18 protein-coding genes are annotated in these 17,502 nt (G+C 70.4%); 6 read left to right on the forward strand and 12 right to left on the reverse strand.

The window, feature by feature from the left end:
• Positions 1–126 precede the first annotated feature (126 nt).
• The 12 genes from ABD993_RS06235 to ABD993_RS06290 form a co-directional block, all read right to left on the reverse strand.
• Positions 127–1,617 (reverse strand): helix-turn-helix domain-containing protein, encoded by a 1,491-nt coding sequence (locus ABD993_RS06235; RefSeq protein WP_345413623.1) that lies wholly within the window; start codon positions 1,615–1,617, stop codon positions 127–129.
• A gap of 65 nt (positions 1,618–1,682) precedes the next feature.
• Positions 1,683–2,507, reverse strand: coding sequence for an SDR family NAD(P)-dependent oxidoreductase (locus ABD993_RS06240; RefSeq protein WP_345413624.1), 825 nt, complete (start codon positions 2,505–2,507; stop codon positions 1,683–1,685).
• Positions 2,504–2,857, reverse strand: coding sequence for a ferredoxin (gene fdxA, locus ABD993_RS06245; RefSeq protein WP_345413626.1), 354 nt, complete (start codon positions 2,855–2,857; stop codon positions 2,504–2,506). Before fdxA ends, ABD993_RS06240 begins: the two co-directional genes overlap by 4 nt.
• Before the next feature lie 46 nt (positions 2,858–2,903).
• Positions 2,904–4,007, reverse strand: coding sequence for a cytochrome P450 (locus tag ABD993_RS06250; protein WP_345413627.1), 1,104 nt, complete (start codon positions 4,005–4,007; stop codon positions 2,904–2,906).
• A gap of 277 nt (positions 4,008–4,284) precedes the next feature.
• A complete protein-coding gene (locus ABD993_RS06255) occupies positions 4,285–4,917 on the reverse strand; it encodes a TetR/AcrR family transcriptional regulator (RefSeq protein ID WP_345413628.1) in 633 nt (210 codons plus the stop codon).
• Between the two features lie 30 nt (positions 4,918–4,947).
• Entirely contained in the window at positions 4,948–6,084 is a 1,137-nt protein-coding gene (locus ABD993_RS06260; protein ID WP_345413630.1) for an alcohol dehydrogenase catalytic domain-containing protein, read from the reverse strand.
• Entirely contained in the window at positions 6,074–7,291 is a 1,218-nt protein-coding gene (locus ABD993_RS06265) for a cytochrome P450 (protein ID WP_345413631.1), read from the reverse strand. Before ABD993_RS06265 ends, ABD993_RS06260 begins: the two co-directional genes overlap by 11 nt.
• Before the next feature lie 3 nt (positions 7,292–7,294).
• Positions 7,295–8,665, reverse strand: a complete 1,371-nt coding sequence (locus ABD993_RS06270; RefSeq protein WP_345413633.1) for an LLM class flavin-dependent oxidoreductase — start codon at positions 8,663–8,665, stop codon at positions 7,295–7,297.
• Between the two features lie 39 nt (positions 8,666–8,704).
• Positions 8,705–10,081, reverse strand: coding sequence for an MFS transporter (locus tag ABD993_RS06275; protein WP_345413634.1), 1,377 nt, complete (start codon positions 10,079–10,081; stop codon positions 8,705–8,707).
• A gap of 74 nt (positions 10,082–10,155) precedes the next feature.
• Positions 10,156–10,935 (reverse strand): SDR family NAD(P)-dependent oxidoreductase, encoded by a 780-nt coding sequence (locus tag ABD993_RS06280; protein ID WP_345413636.1) that lies wholly within the window; start codon positions 10,933–10,935, stop codon positions 10,156–10,158.
• A gap of 49 nt (positions 10,936–10,984) precedes the next feature.
• Positions 10,985–11,917 carry an NHL repeat-containing protein gene (locus tag ABD993_RS06285; protein ID WP_345413638.1) on the reverse strand — a complete coding sequence of 311 codons (933 nt, stop codon included), beginning with the start codon at positions 11,915–11,917 and terminating at the stop codon, positions 10,985–10,987.
• Positions 11,910–12,227, reverse strand: a complete 318-nt coding sequence (locus tag ABD993_RS06290) for an antibiotic biosynthesis monooxygenase family protein (RefSeq protein WP_345413640.1) — start codon at positions 12,225–12,227, stop codon at positions 11,910–11,912. Before ABD993_RS06290 ends, ABD993_RS06285 begins: the two co-directional genes overlap by 8 nt.
• A 271-nt stretch (positions 12,228–12,498) precedes the next feature.
• Between ABD993_RS06290 and ABD993_RS06295 the strand changes: the two genes are divergently transcribed.
• The 6 genes from ABD993_RS06295 to ABD993_RS06320 form a co-directional block, all read left to right on the forward strand.
• The gene (locus ABD993_RS06295; RefSeq protein WP_345413641.1) at positions 12,499–13,410 is read left to right on the forward strand and encodes an amidohydrolase family protein; all 912 of its coding nucleotides are present in this window, start codon (positions 12,499–12,501) and stop codon (positions 13,408–13,410) included.
• Between the two features lie 2 nt (positions 13,411–13,412).
• A complete protein-coding gene (locus ABD993_RS06300; protein ID WP_345413642.1) occupies positions 13,413–13,997 on the forward strand; it encodes a VOC family protein in 585 nt (194 codons plus the stop codon).
• Positions 13,994–14,692: a cyclase family protein gene (locus ABD993_RS06305; RefSeq protein ID WP_345413643.1), complete on the forward strand. Its 699-nt coding sequence runs from the start codon at positions 13,994–13,996 to the stop codon at positions 14,690–14,692. Before ABD993_RS06300 ends, ABD993_RS06305 begins: the two co-directional genes overlap by 4 nt.
• On the forward strand, positions 14,689–15,567 hold the full coding sequence (locus tag ABD993_RS06310; RefSeq protein WP_345413645.1) for an SDR family oxidoreductase: 879 nt from the start codon (positions 14,689–14,691) through the stop codon (positions 15,565–15,567). The genes ABD993_RS06305 and ABD993_RS06310 overlap by 4 nt, the downstream gene beginning before the upstream one ends.
• On the forward strand, positions 15,564–16,847 hold the full coding sequence (locus ABD993_RS06315; RefSeq protein ID WP_345413646.1) for an FAD-dependent oxidoreductase: 1,284 nt from the start codon (positions 15,564–15,566) through the stop codon (positions 16,845–16,847). The genes ABD993_RS06310 and ABD993_RS06315 overlap by 4 nt, the downstream gene beginning before the upstream one ends.
• A 58-nt stretch (positions 16,848–16,905) precedes the next feature.
• Positions 16,906–17,502 (forward strand): MFS transporter (locus tag ABD993_RS06320; protein ID WP_345413648.1); only part of this gene is annotated, 597 nt, incomplete at its 3' end.

Genomic DNA, 17,502 nt, shown 5'->3' on the forward strand with positions numbered 1-17,502 from the left:
CAGCTCGATCCGCTCGTCACCAGGACCTACGCCCTCGACGAGATCAACCAGGGCTACGACGACCTGCTCAACGGGAAGCTGATCCGCGGGGTGATCGTGCACGAGCACTGAGGGGCCGGCCTCGGCTCACGGCTCGATCCGCAAGGCCCGCAACCGGTTGTAGAGCGTGGACCTGCTGATCCCGAGCACCTTGGCGGCGCGCACCTTACTGCCGTCGACGGCGGCGATGGTCTCTACTATCACGTCGCGTTCGGCCTGCTCCCGTGGCCCGCTCGGCGCATCGCCCGAGTGCAGCGGACCTGGAATGTCGGCGGGGATGATGTCGCCGCACGACCGCGCGGCGGCGGCGGCCTCGACCGTCCGGCGCAGCTCGCTGAGGTTGCCCGGCCAGGGTTGCTCGGCGAGGAGCCGCAGCGTGCTCGGCGCGAACCGGGCGCTCGTCGGGCTGTCGCTGCCGCGGAGCATGCGCTCGGCGAGCGACGCCACCTCGTGGCGGCGCCTGCGGAGCGGGGTGAGGTCCCGTCGTTCGGCGCAGGCCGACAGCAGTGGCAGGTGCTCGGAGCTCAGCCGTGGTTCCGGGGCAGCGGTGAGCACGACCCGGCGGATCGTGGCCCCCAGGTGGCGAGCGAGGTCGTGCGCCGCGAGCTCGGAGAGCAGGTGCACGTTCTCCACCAGCACACCCGGACCGGGCCCGCGCAGGACTGCGGCGACGCGGCGGGCCCACCGCTGCTCGCCGAGACGCACCACGTCGACCGCGTCGAGCTCGACCCGCTCGGGGCCGAGCCCGTCGCGGGCCGTGGTGGTGCGTCCGGTGCCGGGCTCCCCGACCACCAGTAGCGGCCAGCGTGGGACGCGGACGGCGGCGGGCGGGGCGGTGACGGACTCGCTGAGAACGAGGACGAGCCCGTCACCGGTCGTGGGGGGCCTGCGGGTGAGGACCTCCAGGCCCGAGGACAACGTGACCGTTGCCTCGGAGCCGCCCCGGTCGCGGAGCATCGCGTAGTCACCGGGTCCCAGCAGGTCGAGGGCCGCCTGGGTCGCGAGCACGACGTCCTCACCCAGTGCCACCACAGCGCCACCGTAACGTCGCTTGGCCGCCCGGAAGGCGGTGAGCAGGCGTTGCTGCGCACCGGGAGAGTCCTCGAGCAGGCGCTGTTCGACGTCCCGGACGGCCTGTCTGGCCAGCGAAGGGTAGAGCGGGTTCTCGTCGTCGCCGCAGGAGCTCGTCACGGTGACCGTCCCCTCGATCCGTCCGGTCACCGGGTGCAGGATCGGGTGGCCGTAGCAGCTGAAGGCCGCGAAGCCGTCAGCCGCGTGCTGGGCGCCCCGCACCACGACCCCGCGGCGCAGCTCGAACGCCGTGCCGATCGAGTTGGCGCCGACGTCCTCCTCTCGAAGACTCACCCCGACGCCGACCCCCACGTCGTCCACCGCCGCCGCGAGCGCCGGCCCGACGCAGCGCACGTCGACCACCCGACAGCCGGAGTCCGCGAGGAGGACCCCGCTCCGAGTTCCGTCGAGTTCGGCCGCCAACCGTTCGAGGACCGGCTCGGCCGCCCGCAGTAGGCGGCCCTCCGGGCGTCGGGTACGCGCGGTGCGGTCGGTGTCCTGGCCCATGCGTCTCCTCCTCGAGACCCCGTGCCGGGCGGGTGCCGGACGATCGGTCCGCCGAAGGGTGCGGGTCAGCCTTCCACTGCCGGGGGCTCGTAACCCGAGTACAGCGCCGCTCCCCCGCCGTCGACGACGAGGACCTGCCCGGTCGTGTAGCTCGACTCCGCGGACAGCAGGAAGAGTGCGACGCCGGCCTGCTCCCGCGGCTCCCCGGCCCGCCCGAGCGGCACCCTCGCCTGGCGCGCGGCGTAGTGCGCGGGTGCCTCCTCGGCGATCGCGGCGACCAACGGCGTGGAGGTGAGCCCGGGAGCCAAGGCGTTGACGCGGATGCCGTAGCGGGCCCAGTCCACGGCCAGGGACTTGGTCAGCCCGATCACCCCGTGCTTGGAGGTCACGTACGCGGCGCTGTTCGGCGACGCCGCCACGCCCGCGATCGAGGCGACGTTGAGAATGACGCCCGCCCGCTGCCCGATCATCACGGCGCCTGCCGCCCTGGCCAGGTAGAAGTAGCCGTTGAGGTTGACGTCGATGGTCCGCCGCCAGTCCTCCGTCGAGTAGCTCTCGGTCGGTCCGCTGCGCAGCACCCCCGCGTTGTTGACGACGAGGTCGACGCGACCGCCGAGCCGCACGGCGGTCGCCACCAGCCGTTCGGCCGCTCGCTCGTCGGCCATGTCGGCCACCTCGACGGACAGCGGCGCCTCGGCCGCCAGCGCGTCCAACGACACCGGATCGACGTCCCCGGCGACCACGCGCGCCCCCTCCGCGGCGAGACCGAGCGCGATCTGCCTGCCGATCCCGGAACCCGCCCCGGTGACGACGGCGACCTGGTCGGTGAACCGGGCGCCCACCGGGCCGGCTGCGGCGGCCGGGCGGGCGGCCGCTGACGGGACGGTCACGGCTCCACCGACTCGCGGTCCGCCTCCGCACGCACCAACTCGGTGTCGACCCCGACCGGCCCGATCTCGTCCGCGCCGCCGGGCATCCCGATAGGTTCGTCGCGTCCCGGCAGGAGCCCACTGAAGAAGAGCGCATTGTCGGCGGCGAACCGTTCGTCGGACGAGCCGGCCGAGTCCGTGGACGTGATGGCCTCGACCGGGCACGCCGGCTCGCACGCACCGCAGTCGATGCATTCGTCCGGGTTGATGTAGAGCTTGCGGGCGCCCTCGTAGATGCAGTCCACGGGGCACACCTCCGTGCAGGCCTTGTCCATGACGTCGATGCACGGACCCGCGATGAAATAGGGCATGGGTGTCCTTCAGCGTTGGTGAACCATGTGTGCAGTGGTCGCCGCGCTACCGCGCCTCACCGTGGTCGAGACCGAACCGGACGGGCAGCGACACGAGCGCGCGCAGCCCGAGGCTGCCGCCGAACCTGGCCTGGTCCGTGTCCACCTCCAGGTCCGGGAATCGACTGGCGAGCTTGCGGAGCACGATCCCGGCCTCGAGCTGGGCGAGCTGCTTGCCGAGGCAGAAATGTGGACCGTAGCCGAAGGCGATGTGCTCGCGGGCGTTCGGTCTGCGCAGATCGAGCCGCTCCGGGTCCTCGAACACCGCGGCGTCGTGGTTGGCGCTCGCGATGATCGGCAGGACCGAGTCGCCCTCCTCGATCCGGATGTCGCCGATCCGGATCGGCTCCAGGGCCACCCGCCCGACGAACTGGACCGGGCTGACGAACCGCAGCAGCTCCTCGACGCCGGTCCGGACGAGTGCCGGGTCCTCGACCAGCAGCTCCCACTGGTCTCGTCGGCGATGGAGCTCCAACAGGCCGATCCCGAGCAGGTTGGTGGTCGTCTCGTGACCCGCGAGCAGCAACATGACGTAGAACGCGGTGAGCTCCTCCGCGTCGAGCCGCCCACCCTCCCCGGCTGCGGTGAGCGCGGCGATGAGGTCGGTCTCGGGCTCCACGTCCCGCTTCGCGGCGATGAGCCCTCGCACGTAGTCGCGGAACTCCGTCATGGCCCGGTGGGTGTCCGCCAGGATCTCCGGAGAGTTCGCGCCCCGCCACCGCCCGAGTCGGGAGGACCAGTCCCGGATCAGTCCACGGTCCGCCTGCGGGACCCCCAGGAGGTCGACGATCACCATCAGCGGGAGGACATGGGTCAGGGACGACACCACCTCCACGGTGTCCTCGGACCCGGCCAGCGAGTCGAGCAGCTCGTCCGCGTAGCGGGAGACGGCGTCGGTGAGCAGCGCGATGCGCCGCGGGGTGAACGCACGCCGCGCGATGTCCCGCAGCCGGGTGTGCACGTCTCCGTCGCTGCGTCCGAGCTGACGGGACTCGAACTCGGCGACCTCCCAGTAGAGGGTGAGCTGTTCCGGGGTCAGCCCGGCTCGGACACGCTCCGCGTCGGACCCGACGTAGAAACCGTTGTTGCCGAGCCGCCGGTCGTTCAGCAACGCTTTCACCTCCGCATGGAGGAGAATCAGATGGCGAGTGCCGGTCCAGTACGAGGATCCAGCCGCCCGGGCACGTTCCCACACGGAGAACGCAGACCCGAGAAAGTCGGGGTCGGCCGACAACAATCGCGCGACATCACGGTCGAGTGAGTCGACCTCGGACGATTCGCGCACCTCGGCGGGCATGGCTGTCCTCTCGTTGCCATTCGAATCGGGTGAACGGCGGGTCGTCGAGTGGGCTGCGTCGCTCCGGGCGGCGAATCCGAACCGGGACGACTCAGACGGGGCGAGCGGCCCCTTCGAGATAGAGCAGGGTGTAGATCACGGCGAGGTCCTCGGCAGGGCCGTCCTCCGGCGTGTACCAGAAGAGCACCCAGTTGAGGTGGTTGAGAAGGGCCATCGTCAGAAATCTGGTGTCGACATCGCTCCGGATCTGGCCGGTGGCCTGACCCTGGCGGACGGCCTCGCCGACGAGGCTTCGGTAGCTCTCCCGGGACTCCAGGATCTCGGCCTTTCGCCGGCCGGTCAGCGACCGTGTCTCCATCAGCGTCACGGAGTACATGTCCTTCCGTGCCAGGACCGTGCGCAGGTGGGTCGCGATGACCTCCTTGATGCAGTCCTCCGGGGAGGTGACCGCGATCGTCTCGCGGATCCGCTCGCTGAGCTCGTCGAGACTCTGCTTGCAGATCGCGTAGAGGAGGTCCTCCTTCCCGTCGATGTAGTGGTAGAGCGAGGCCTTGCGGATTCCGAGCGCCTCGGCGAGGTCGCGAGTCGTGCTCGTGGCGTAGCCACGGGCCAGGAAAAGCGCAGCCGCCGACCTGATGAGCGTGGCCGAGCTGATCCCGCCGCCCGTTACCCCGGCCGGACCAGCCGACCTGGACGGCGCCAGATGATTTTCCCGATCTCGCATTGGACTCCCTCGTGGCGACCATTCACTGAATCATCCCCCGCGTGCACGGGAATTCAGTAGCACCTCTTCATTGGTCAAAATCGTACGCCCTGGCAGACCTCGACGCATCGAGTCCATCACCTCGTTCACCTCCCTCATCGGGCGCTCGTCCGTCACCAGCTCGTCGAGCTTGAACCGTCCTGCGAGGTAGAGGTCGACGAGCGCCCGGAAGTCGCTCGCGGGCCGAGCCCAGCGGAGTCCGCCACGGGTGAAGGTCTTGCTGGGCACGGTCGGAAGGGCGACGGTGCTGCCCGGGGGCGCCAGCCCGACGACGGTGACCATGCCGCCGTCGCGGGTGGCGTCGTACACCTGACGCACAGTAGTCGGGGTGGAGACGACCTCGAACCCGTGGTCCACCCCTCCCGCGACGATCTCCCGGACAGCCGTGGTCCACGTCGCACTCGAAGCGTCCAGGACATGGGTGGCGCCGAACTCCTTCGCTTTGTCCAGCCTGGTCGCCCCCAGGTCGACCGCGACGACCGTCCTCGCGCCCGCCAGCACAGCCGACTGGACGACGTTGAGCCCCACACCGCCCACGCCGAGGACCAGGACAGAGTCCCCCGGCCGGACGTCGGCGACGTGGAAGACCGCGGCGAAGCCGGTCGCGACCCCGCAGCCGATCAGGCAGGCCCGGTCGAGCGGCATCTCCGGCGGGATCTTCACGCAGCCGCGTTGGGGCACCACGGTGCGCTCGGCGAAGGACGAGCAGCTCGACATCTGGTGGACGGTGGCACCGTTGCTGGTCAGCCTGCTGCCTCCGCCGGGTAGCGCCCCGGGCCGTACTTCGCTGCACTCGGCGGCCCGCCCGAGCACGCACGGCCTGCACCGTCCGCAGCCGGGGTAGATGTTGATGATCACGTGGTCGCCCGGCTGCACCGTGCGGACGGCCGAGCCCACCTGCTCGACCACGCCGGCAGCCTCGTGGCCGGGGACGATCGGCAGCGGGTAGCCGCCGAGCCCCGGGATCTCGAGCGTCCCGTCGGCCAGGTGCACGTCCGAGGCGCACACGCCGCTGGCCGCGATCGCGACCAGCACCTCGTCCTCTCGGGGGTCGGCGATCTCGACCTCCTCGAGCAGGAGGCGCTCGCGCGGGTGTCGGAGGACGGCGGCCGTTCCGCTAGTGCCCATCGGGGTCCCCGAACGAGATGTCGAGCTCGTCGATGCCGCGGAACATGATGCTCTTCATCAGCTTCGGCTCCCCTGCCGTCGGGGTGAGGCGGAGGTCCGGCAGCCGGCGGAAGATCTCCTCGAACGCGATCGTCCCCTCCAGCCTCGCCAACGGTGCGCCCAGGCAGAAATGCACACCGTGGCCGAACCCCACGTGGGACTTGACGTTCGCCCGCTCCAGGTCGAGTTCATCGGGGACGTCGAAGAGCCGTTCGTCCCGGTTCGCCGACCCGAGGACCAGGATCACCTGGGCGCCGGCCGGGATCACCCGGCCCCCGATCTCCGTGTCCACCCGGCACCGGCGCGGGAGCCACTGGACCGGCGACTCGAGGCGCAGCGACTCCTCCAGCAGTCTCGGTATGCGGCTCGGCTCAGCCTGCACAAGGGCGAGCTGGTCTGGGCGCCGCAGCAGCAGGAGCAGGGCGCTAGACAGCATGTGCGCGGTGGTGACCACGCCCCCGGCGAGCAGCAGGCCGGCCTCCCGGACGAGGTACGGCAGGTTCGTCTCGCCGTCCCGCTCGCGCTGCAGCACGACCATCTCGCCCAGGATGTCGTCGGTCGGCTCGACGAGCCTGCGCCGGATCGCGGCGGCGAGGTACTCGCCCATGCGCCCCGCGCGGGCGGCCTGCTCGGAACGGTGGGCCTCGTCGAGGAACCGCACGCCACGGCCCTCGAGCCGCCCCCACTGGACGAACCAGTCGTAGTCCTCCTTCGGGAAACCCATCATCGAGCACATGACGCGCACGGGCAGGGGCGTCGCGAACTCGGAGACGAACTCGGCCCGTCCCCTGCCCACCATCCCGTCGAGGAGATCGTCGACGACACCTCTGATCATGGGCTCGTGCAGACGCAACCGACCGGGGCTGAACATCTTGCTGACGAGCCTGCGCTGGGCGGTGTGCAACGGAGGGTCCCGCTGCAACATGTTGTTCAGCGGAACGCCGTCGTCCGCGCCGAAGTCCGCGTTGTCACCCGGGGTCGGCGGCTCGTCGCTGCCGAAGATCTCCGGGTGCCGGAGGGCCAACTGCACGTCCTCGTGGCGCGAGAGCAGCCGGACGTCCGGCAGCGCGCCGACGCTGTTCCCCTCCTCACGCAGCGACGAGTAGAGGTTGTAGGGGCACGTCGTCGCACCGAGCTTCGGGTAGTCGCGGTGCAGGGTGTCCGACACGGCCTACTTCCCACTCTTCCTGCTGAGCGCCAGAGCCTGGACCGCCTCTCCGGACAGCCCCAGCCGCGACTCGGCGACCTCGGAGGCGACGGTCTTGCGGTCGAACCCGACCGGCGCGCCACCGAAGGAGTACTCCGGATCGTACGGCGGTGCGTCGTCCACCCGACGGGCCATCGCCTTGTCGAGCGCGGGCTCGAGGCGGTCGGCCTTCTCCCGCTGCAGGGCCTCGTCCCGCTCGTGGAACTCCGGGATGATCTCGCGCCCGAAGTGCTCGATCGTCTCCATCACGTACTCGTGCTTGACGGGCGGGAGGAGGAACATCAGCTGGTCGAGACCGGCCTCCTCGTAGGCGCGAATGCGGTCGCGGACGGACTCCGGGGTCCCCACGCCGGGCCAGGCCGCCAGGTTCTTCTGCAGCGACTCGCCCGCCAGCCGCTTCCAGTCGGCCCGGTCGCCGCGCGAGTTCGCGTCGAGCTGCAGCTCGTGCGGCGGCGCCTCGCCCTTCGCGACGGCCTCGTAGATCCGGTAGAGCTCGTCGCGACCCGGGTGGTGGTCGCCGGTCACGTAGTAGTAGCCGATGGCCCACGGGAAGAAGCCTCCGGTGTGCCCGATCCGGTCGACCGCCTCCTCGTAGGTCCGCGCGACCATCATGTTGCCGCCCGTGTAGAGCACGTTCGGGTTGAGGGTCTGGGCCAGGGGAACCGCCGAGCTCTGGAAGGTGTCGTAGTAGCCGGCGACGTTCTTCCGCACCGACTCGACGTCGGCGCTGGTGACGAAGGCCAGAGCGCCCAGACCGTTCTCGGCCGCCATCGTCATGGTCGCCGGGCGGGTGCAGGCAACCCAGACGGGCGGGTGCGGGCGCTGGTACGGCTTCGGGACGACGTTGCGGGGCGGCATCGTGACGAACTCGCCACTGAAACCGGTGAAGGGCTCCTCGCTCATGCAGCGGGTCGCCACCTTGACGCCCTCGCGCCACATGTCGCGCTTGCGGCCGGGGTCGATCTCGAAGCCACCGAGCTCGGCGACGGACGACGACTCCCCCGTACCGAACTCGACCCGGCCGTTGGAGATCAGGTCGAGGGTGGAGATCCGCTCGGCGACCCGGGCGGGGTGGTTCACACCCGGGGGCATGGAGACGATGCCATGCCCGAGCCGGATGTTCGTCGTGCTGCGCGCGGCCGCGGCCAGCAGGATCTCCGGAGCGCTCGCGTGGGCGAACTCCTCCATGAAGTGGTGCTCGGTGACCCACACCGAGTGGAACCCCTGGCGGTCGGCGAACTCGATCTGCTCGAGCACCTCGGCGAAGGCGTTGCGCTCGGTCTCGGGTCCCCACGGTCGGGGGACGGTGATCTCGACGAAGAGAGAGATCCGCATTCGTTTGACCTCCAGTGTGGCGTGTTCTCGGGTGGCGGGTCAGTGGGGTTCGGTAGCGGAGAGGGGGGCCTCGCCCGCCGGGTGGGCAGGGTTGCGGCCGCCCGTTCGCGCCTGCCGCCGCTGGCTCCAGCCGAACAGCAGGCCGCCCAGGGCGGACAGGAGCAAGGCCACCGCGAAGATCGCGACGCCGAGCCCGTAGCTCCCGGTGCGCTCCAGGGTGATCCCGACGAGCTGCGGGCCGAGGTACCCGCCCACGGAGCCCAAGCCGTTGATGAGACCGATCGCCGCGGCGAGCGACGCTCCCCAGAGCAGGTTCATCGGGATCGTCCAGAAGATGCCGGTGATGATGTACAGGCCGATGCCGGCCACGCAGAAGCCCACGATCGCCAGTGCGGCGTTGTCGATGAAGAAGGCCGAGATCGCGAATCCCACACCGGCGATGACTGCCGCGAGGGTGAAGTGCAGGATGCGTTCGCCGGTGCGGTCGGAGTGTCGGGCCCACCAGATCATCGGGCCGATGGCGAGCAGCGGCGGGAGTGCGGCGAACCAGCCGACCTGCAGGGTCGTGAGGTCGTAGCTGGCCAGCATCTGGGGCAGCCAGTACTGGTAGCCGAAGAGCCCGAAGATGAAGAGCAGGTAGACCACGAAGAGGGCGATCACCCGGAGGTCCTTCAGCCCTGCCAGGAAGGAGTGCTTCTCCGCCGAGCCCAGCTCGGCCTCCTCGGCGGCGAGCTTGCGGGTCAGCCAGGTCCGTTCCGTCTCGTCGAGGAAGGTCGCCTGGTCGGGGCGGTCGCGCAGGACGACGGCACACACGATGCCCATCGCGACGGCGGGCACCCCGGTGACGAGGAAGACCCACCGCCAGCCCGCAAGGCCGCCGAGACCGTCGAACCCGACCATGACGTGTGCCAGCAGGGGGACGAACAAGCCCGACAGGCAGGAGGAGGACAGCATCACCGACAACGCCACACCGCGCTTGCGGCGTGGCAGCCAGCGCGAGACGAAGAAGATCATCGCGGGCGAGAAGCCCGCTTCGGCCAGCCCGAGCAGCAGTCGGGTGATCACCAGGCTGGTGCCGCCCTGGACGGCCGACATCGCCAGCACGACGATGCCCCAGGTGATCATGATCCGCGGGATCCAGACGCGGAAGCCGACCCGGGCCAGAAGGTAGTTACTCGGAATCTCGGCGGCGGCGTAGGTCCAGAAGAAGATGCCCGCGGCCAGGCCGAAGATCGCGGGCGTGATGCCGATGTCCTTGTTCATCGTCAGCGCCGCGACCGAGATGTTGATGCGGTCGAGGAAGAAGATGATGTAGCAGACGATCAGCAGCGGCATCCAGTGCCGGAGGACCTTGCGGGAGACCGCGTCCTCCATGCGGACGTCGTCGTCGTTGACCACGTTCGGGTTCTCTGTCATCACTCGTCCCGGTGCAGGATGGAGAAAGTGGACCGTTCTGTCGTGCGGCGTCGCCGGTTCGGGATCGGACGGGCTCAGCTGAGTGGTTCGTCGTTGAAGCAGCCGGCGGTGAGGCCGCCGTCGACCGGGAGCAGCGTCCCGGTGACGAACGCCGCCGCGTCGGAGAGCAGGAACAGGATGGCGTTGGCCTGGTCGGCCGGCAGGGCCAGGCGTCCGAGTGGTGTCCGGACGAGGATGCCGCCTGCCAGGGCCTCGTCGGAGTGGATCGCGCGCAGGAGGGGGGTGTCGACGGGCCCGGGAGCGACGGCGTTGACACGGACACCGCGCCTTCCCCACTCGATGGCGAGGCTCTTGACGATCCCCGCGACCCCGAACTTCGACGCCGAGTAGTGCACGCGTCCGGCGTGCCCTCCCAGGCCGTCGACCGAGCTCACGACGACCAGCGACCCGCCGCGGGCCAGCAGCCGGCTCCCGGCGATGCGTGCGGTGAGGAAGGCGCCGGTCAGGTTGGTGTCGATCACCTGGCTCCAGCCCTCGAGGGTCAGGGACTCCGCGGGAGCGGGTCGGGAGATCCCGGCGCAGGCCACGACGCCGTCGAGCGGGCCGAGCACCTCCTCGCACCGGGACACCGCGGCCTCGACCTCGGCCTCGGCGCGGACGTCGGCGACGAGTGCGACGGCCGTGCCGCCCGCCTCCTTGATCTCGGTGACGACCCCGTCGGCGTCCGCCTCACTGAAGTCGACCACCGCGATGCGGGCGCCCTGGGTCGCGGCGTGCAGCGCGACCGCCCGGCCGATGCCGGATCCCGCGCCGGTCACCAGGATCACGCGGTCCCGCAGCCCGAAGTCGATCATCTGTCTCCCTGCCTTCTTCGTCGAATGCGTCAGGTGGCCCGCGGCGGGCTCAGATCGGCACGAACTTGAGGAGCCGGTTCCCGTCGAGGGCGTTGAGGTAGACGGCACCCGTCGAGTCCACACAGACGTCGTGCGCCCCACGCCCCGCACCCCTCCGGTCCCAGGCACTCACCAGGTCACCGTCGAGGGTGCGGATCTGGAGCAGGCCGGGCGCCCGGTGCACGCCCGCCCCCTCCGCGACGTAGACGAGCTCGTCGACGATCGCGATGTCGCACGGCTCCCGGAAGCCCGTCCACTCCGTGAGGTACTCGCCCTCCGGCGAGAAGATCTGGACGCGGTCGTTCTGCCGGTCCGCGACCAGCACCCGCCCGGTGCCGTCCACGCGGATGCCGTGTGGGGTGAAGAACGCACCCGGACCGGTGGTCCCGGGACGGCCCCACGAGGCGAGCAGCTCGCCGTCGGGCGTGAAGCGGTGGATGCGGGCATTCCCGTACCCGTCGCTGACGTACACCGATCCGTCCGGACCGACGGCCACTCCGGTCGGGAGACAGAAGGGACCGTGCGCCCGCGGCGGGGGGGTCCGCATCCACTGCCGGTGGTCCCCGTTCCAGTCCGGGTTCGCGGGCCGGTTCCACTCGCCGAAGGTCTGCAGCACCTCGCCGCCTGTCGTGCACTTGACGACGACGTGGGAGTGCAGGACCGGCAGGTAGAGGTGCTCCTCTTCGTCCATGTGGGCATGGTGGGCGCTGGTCAGCAACCCCTCCCCCCACGAGTCGACGAAGGATCCGTCGGGGTCGAGCACGATCATCGGGTGCTCCGAGCGGTTGAACAGGTACACCCGGTCGCGCCGGTCCACCGCGACCGCCGAGTGACCGAGCGTCCAGCCCGAGGGCAGTCGGGCCCAGTCCGGCACGAGGCGGTAGCGCAGGTCGCCGTCCCCGACGACCTCGAGGTCCGCCTCGAGCGCGGCGCCGTCAGCCACGAGCAGCCGACCCGGCCAACGCGGCGGTGGAGCGGTAGTGCGCGAACTCCGGCGGCCCGGCGAGCAGACCCGCCACGTGGGACCGGTACTCCGCCATCGCCGGGGAGTCGCGGAAGTCCATGTGGTCCTCGACGCTCGTCCAGTCGACGCACAGTACGAACAGCAGCGGGTCCTCCACACCGCGGACGACCTCGACGGCGACACACGCCTCCGAGCCCGCGAGGACGGCGATCGCTTCGCGCAGCGCGCTCTCGAGCCGGTCGGCGCTGTCGCCCCTTCCGCGAAGGTAGGCGAGTTCCCTGACAGTCACGTCAGACTCCAATCGTAGGGCTTCCTTGCCACCGAGATCGGCTACAGGCGGAGGCGACCGACCGCCCGGTAGTTGCAGGAAGCAGACATTACTGGCCGCGGCCGAGACGTCAAGCCTTGCGCCGAAAATTGTTTTAGAGAGGGTTCATCCAAGATCAAAGATGTTCCCGACCGGTCGCCCGGTTGACATTAGTAGAGACCAGTCGGTACAACTGCTGTCGTCTGATCGGAGACGTACCCGCCTGCGCGGGAGGCGGGCTGGGTGGCACTCGATGGCGAGTACTGGTTCCTCGACGCACGTCCGCTTCGGCGATCCCCAACCCCTCGTCGTCGACTCCCAGGTCCATCTCTGGCGGGCCACGGACTGGCTGGTGGAACCCGCACAGACGGCGCTCGGGGCCGTTCACGGCCAGTCATGCGAGCCCGAGGAGATGGCCTCGCGGATGCGCCGGGCGGCGGTGGACGCGGCGGTCGTCGTGGTGCCCTCCTGGAGCGGATGGGACAACCGCTTCGCACTCGACGCGGCCGACCGCCACCCGGAGCGATTCGCCGTCGTGGGTCGTTTCGACCCTCTTTCGAAAGGCGTGGAAAACGCGTTGAAGGGCTGGGCGGAACAGCCGAGGGCGGTCGGCGTCCGGCTCACGTCGAAGATCCGGAGCGACTGGACCAGCCCCGCCTACGCCTCGTTCCTCGCCGCCGCCGCACGGCTCGACCTCGCGGTGTGTGTGTACCCCGGCGCCGAGAACCTCGACCTGTTGGCGCCCCTCGGGCGGGCCTCGGGGGCCACGCTGGTCGTCGATCATCTGGGCCTTCCCGCCCCACCGGTGACGCCGCCCCCCGACGAGCGGGTCCTCTCCGGCGCCCTCGCGTCCCTGACGGCGCTGTCCCGCGTGGCCGGAGCCCGGGTCAAGCTCTCCGGCCTGCCCGCCCTGTCCCGGCTGCCCTTCCCGTACGAGGACGTCTGGTGGCTCGTCCGCCGGATGGTCGAGGAGTTCGGACCGGAACGGACGATGTGGGGCAGCGACATCACCCGGACCGCGGCCTTCGGCACCCTGGCGGAGCAGCGCGACTACCTCGGGGCGATCGACGGGATCGACGACCGCGCGCGGGCGGACATCCTCGGAGGGACCGCGATCAGGACTTTCGGACTCCACCGACTCCAGCCCATCGAAGCGAGAGGATAGTCATGGAACTCGCCGCACATCAGCGGATCGTCGCCTCCACGGGCCCGGCCGCAGGCAAGATCACCGGGATCAACCACCTGGTGATGCTGTGCACCGATCTCGACCGCAGCACCCGCTTCTACCGGGACCTCCTCGGCATGAAGGTGGTGCGCACACAGCCGGACTGGCGTGAGGAGTACGAACGCCAGTACTTCTTCCAGCTCGCCAACGGCGAGCTGTTCTCGCTTTACCAGAGCCAGAAGATGACAGCGCCCGAGCGCCCGCTGGTGAACTCCCTCTGGCCCGAGGACGACGAGCCCTCCCAGCGCCCGCAGAAGCTCGACCATCTCGCCTTCAACGTGGACTCGATGGACGACCTGCACTGGTTCCAGGAGCGGCTGACGGCCCACGGGGTGCCTGTGTCGAAGGTGTGGGTGTCCGAGGCCGGGTTCCTCGCCGGTCGGATCTACTTCTCCGACCCGGACGGGAACCCGCTGGAGATCGCGACCTTCGACGCTGCGGACCCGAGATGGGAGTCCTTCGACGACCGTGCCTGGCTCCGCGAGGAGCATCCGGTCCCCGCCCTGTTCGAGGAGGCCCAGGGGTGACCGTGCCCGTCGCACCGCGCACCGCGGTGGATCTCGTCGACCTCTCCCACGTCCTGGAACCCGGAATCCCGTTGGGCGGGCCGCTTCCCGAGGTCGAGGTCCGGCCGCTTTGGCGACTCGGCGAAGCCATCGCCAACATCAGCTTCTGCAGTTTCGCGACCCATTCGGGCACCCATCTGGACGCGCCGGTCCACTTCATCGAGGGTGGCCGCAGGCTGGCCGAGATCGACCTGGAGTGGCTCTGTGGCCCGGCGAGCGTCGTGCACGTCCCTCGCGGCGAGCACGGGAGTGTCGACGCGGTCGACCTCGACCGGGCAGGCGCCCACGTGCGGGCGGGCGACCGCGTGCTCCTTCGTACCGGGTTCTCCGACCGCTATGCGGACCCGTCCTACCACCGGCACCCCTACCTCACCGAGGCGGCGGCGCGCTGGCTCGTCGACCGTGGGGTCCGCCTCGTGGCCGTCGACCTCTTGACCCCCGAACAGCCCCGCACCCTGCGCATCGACGAGGGCTTCGGCTTCCCCGTGCACCACGTCCTGCTCGGCGGCGAGGTCCTGATCGTCGAGAACGCCCGCCTGCCCGCCGACCTCCCCGCCCGCCTCGACCTCATGGTGCTCCCGCTGCCCATCTCCGCGGGCGATGGTGCGCCGGTGCGCATGGTCGGTCGGCTTCCTGGATCGGAGACGGCGTCGTGACCGGTCACGACGTTGCCGTGGTGACCGGTGCGGCGCGTGGCATCGGGCTCGCGGCCGCGCATCGGCTCGGGCCCTCGACCCGCCGCCTGCTCGTGACCGACGTGGACGGCGGGGCCCTGGCCGACGCGGCACGTGGTCTCCGACAGGCCGGGTTCGACGTGCACGAGATGGCGGTCGACCTCGCCGACGCCGTCGACGTCGAGAGGCTCGCGGCGGCTGCGTACGATCTCGGATCCTGGTCCGTGCTGGCGCACTGCGCAGGTCTGGCTCCGTTCATGACCGACGACGGCGATCGCTTGCTGGCGGTGAACCTGCTGGCCACCGCGTCGCTCCTGGATGCGTTCGAGAAGCGGCTCACCGGGGGCGAGGTCGCGGTGTGTGTCGCGTCCATCTCCGCCTACCGCACCCTGCCCGCCGAGGTCGACGCGATCCTCGTCGACCCGCTGGCCGTCGATTTCCTGCCGCGTCTGGGCACCGTCGTCGACTACGCGGGGCGGCCACGACTCTCCTACGCCCTCTCCAAGCGGGGTGTGCAGCTCCTGTGCCGGCAGCGCGCCCGCCGTTGGGGTCGGGCCGGAGCCCGGATCTGCTCGGTGTCCCCGGGGGGCGCGGAGACCCGGATGGCTGCCCGCAGCCCCCTCAAGGGGGACGACACCGCGGTGGGCCGCCGGGCGACGCCGGAGGAGATCGCGTCCGTCATCGGCTTCCTGACCGGGCCCGACGCTGCCTACGTCACGGGGTCGGACGTCCTCGTCGACGGCGGGGCGATGGCGCAGTACCTCCATCACGCCGACCCGGAGAAACGCGACCGATGGCGCAACGCCGTCGACGAGGAGCGCCGTCCCGCGGCGCCGGACACCGTGGAGCAGCCGTGATCTCCGTAGCCGTCGTCGGGGCGGGCCCCTCCGGTGTCTTCGCTGCGGCCGAGCTCCTCAAGACGCCCGAGGCCTCGGTCGACGTCCTCGACCGCCTCCCGACTCCCTTCGGCCTCGTCCGCTACGGGGTCGCACCCGACCACACTCGGATCAAGTCGGTCGCCAAGACGATGACCAGGGTACTCGGGGACCCGCGGGTCAGGTTCCTCGGCAACGTCGAGGTCGGCGACGTCCGGCAGGGGGCGACCGTGGACGTCCCCGGGTTGCTGGACGTCTACGACGCAGTCCTACTCGCCACGGGCGCACCGAACTCGCGGCGGCTCGGGATCCCGGGCGAGTCGCTGGTCGGCAACCACGCCGCGGGCGACATCGTCTCCTGGTACAACGGCCATCCCGGCTCCGGCGAACCGCTCGCCACCGGATCCGACGTCGTGACGGTCATCGGTGCCGGCAACGTCAGCCTGGACGTGGCCCGGATCCTCCTCAAGGGCGGCGCCGGGCTCGCCGATACCGATGTCTCGCAAGCCGTGCTGGGTGCACTGGACGCCGACCCGGTGCGGGAGGTCCACATCGTGGTCCGTAAGGGAGTCACCGGCACCCGGTTCTCCGTCCCGGAGCTCCTCGAGATCGAACGGCTGGCCGGGGTCGACATCGTCGTCGACGAAGTGGACCTCGCGCTGGACGTCGGAGAACGCGCCCGCTACGACTCCGATCGCGTCGTCGCCCAGCAGGTGGAGGTCTTTCGCCGCTGGGCCGAACGGCCCCCGACGGACGGCGGGAGGCGTCTGCGCTTCTGGTTCGGCAGCCGTCCCGTCGCGATCCGGGGAGACGGCAGGGTCGAGGAGGTCGTCCTGGAGAAGGCCGGCGTCGGCACGGTCGAGCTGCCCACCCGGGCGGTGATCCGTTCGATCGGCTACCTCGGTCAACCCGTCGACGGCGTGCCCTTCGATCCCGGGAGCGGGACGATCCCGAACGACCGCGGCCGGGTCGGCCCCGGGCTCTACGTCACCGGATGGGCCAAGCGGGGGCCCAACGGCATCATCGGCACCAACAAGGCCTGCGCCGTCGAGACCGTCCGCCGGCTCGTCGCCGACCTCGCGGAGGCACCGTCGCGGAGTACCCGACCGGGCGCGCCCTCCCTGCCGGGTTCGACGGTGGTGACCTGGGAGGGATGGCAGCGGATCGACGCCGCGGAAATCGCTCTAGGCACGAGCGAGGGCCGCGCCCGCTCCAAGATCACCGAACTCGTGCGGTTGCTCGGCATCGCCGCGACGCACTGAGGCACTGACGCACTGACGCACTGCCGGACCTCGACAACCGAGACATGAGGAGACGACGATGACGTCACCAGGATCGCCGAGCGATCGCCTCGCCGAGCCCCGACCGCAGGTCGACCGACCGAGTCCGCCGGTACCGGCCAAGACCCCATGGCGGGCCGCATGGTCATCCGCACTCGGGAGCACCCTCGAGTACTACGACTTCTTCGTCAACGGCACCGCGGCGGCGCTGGTGTTCAACCGCGTCTTCTTCCCGTCCGGTAATGCGCTCGTCGCAGCCGTGGCAGCCCTCGCGACCTTCGGGGTCGGCTACGTCGCGCGCCCCTTCGGCGCGCTCGTGTTCGGCAACCTCGGCGACCGGCTCGGCCGCAAGCGGGTCCTCATCCTGACTCTCGGCTCGATGGGCTTCGCAAGCCTCGCCATCGGTTGCCTTCCGTCCTACGGACAGATCGGCATCGCCGCCCCGATCCTGTTGGTCCTGCTCCGGCTCGTGCAGGGATTCTCAGCCGGCGGGGAGTCCGCCGGGGCGAGCGCACTGACCCTGGAGCACTCCCCCGATCGGCGCCGCGGCTTCTTCACCAGCTTCACCCTCATCGGCTATGCAGCAGGAATGGTGCTGTCGAGCCTGATCTTCGTGCCGCTGGCCACGCTGTCGGAC

The sequence above is a fragment of the Pseudonocardia xishanensis genome (assembly GCF_039541715.1).
GTDB lineage: Bacteria > Actinomycetota > Actinomycetes > Mycobacteriales > Pseudonocardiaceae > Pseudonocardia > Pseudonocardia xishanensis.

Bases quoted from the DNA above. Each gene is read 5' to 3' on its own strand.
- ABD993_RS06235 (WP_345413623.1), bottom strand. From the start codon at position 1,617: ATGGGCCAGGACACCGACCGCACCGCGCGTACCCGACGCCCGGAGGGC.
- fdxA (WP_345413626.1), bottom strand. From the start codon at position 2,857: ATGCCCTATTTCATCGCGGGTCCGTGCATCGACGTCATGGACAAGGCC.
- ABD993_RS06255 (WP_345413628.1), bottom strand. From the start codon at position 4,917: ATGCGAGATCGGGAAAATCATCTGGCGCCGTCCAGGTCGGCTGGTCCG.
- ABD993_RS06260 (WP_345413630.1), bottom strand. From the start codon at position 6,084: ATGGGCACTAGCGGAACGGCCGCCGTCCTCCGACACCCGCGCGAGCGC.
- ABD993_RS06270 (WP_345413633.1), bottom strand. From the start codon at position 8,665: ATGCGGATCTCTCTCTTCGTCGAGATCACCGTCCCCCGACCGTGGGGA.
- ABD993_RS06275 (WP_345413634.1), bottom strand. From the start codon at position 10,081: ATGACAGAGAACCCGAACGTGGTCAACGACGACGACGTCCGCATGGAG.
- ABD993_RS06280 (WP_345413636.1), bottom strand. From the start codon at position 10,935: ATGATCGACTTCGGGCTGCGGGACCGCGTGATCCTGGTGACCGGCGCG.
- ABD993_RS06295 (WP_345413641.1), top strand. From the start codon at position 12,499: ATGGCGAGTACTGGTTCCTCGACGCACGTCCGCTTCGGCGATCCCCAA.
- ABD993_RS06300 (WP_345413642.1), top strand. From the start codon at position 13,413: ATGGAACTCGCCGCACATCAGCGGATCGTCGCCTCCACGGGCCCGGCC.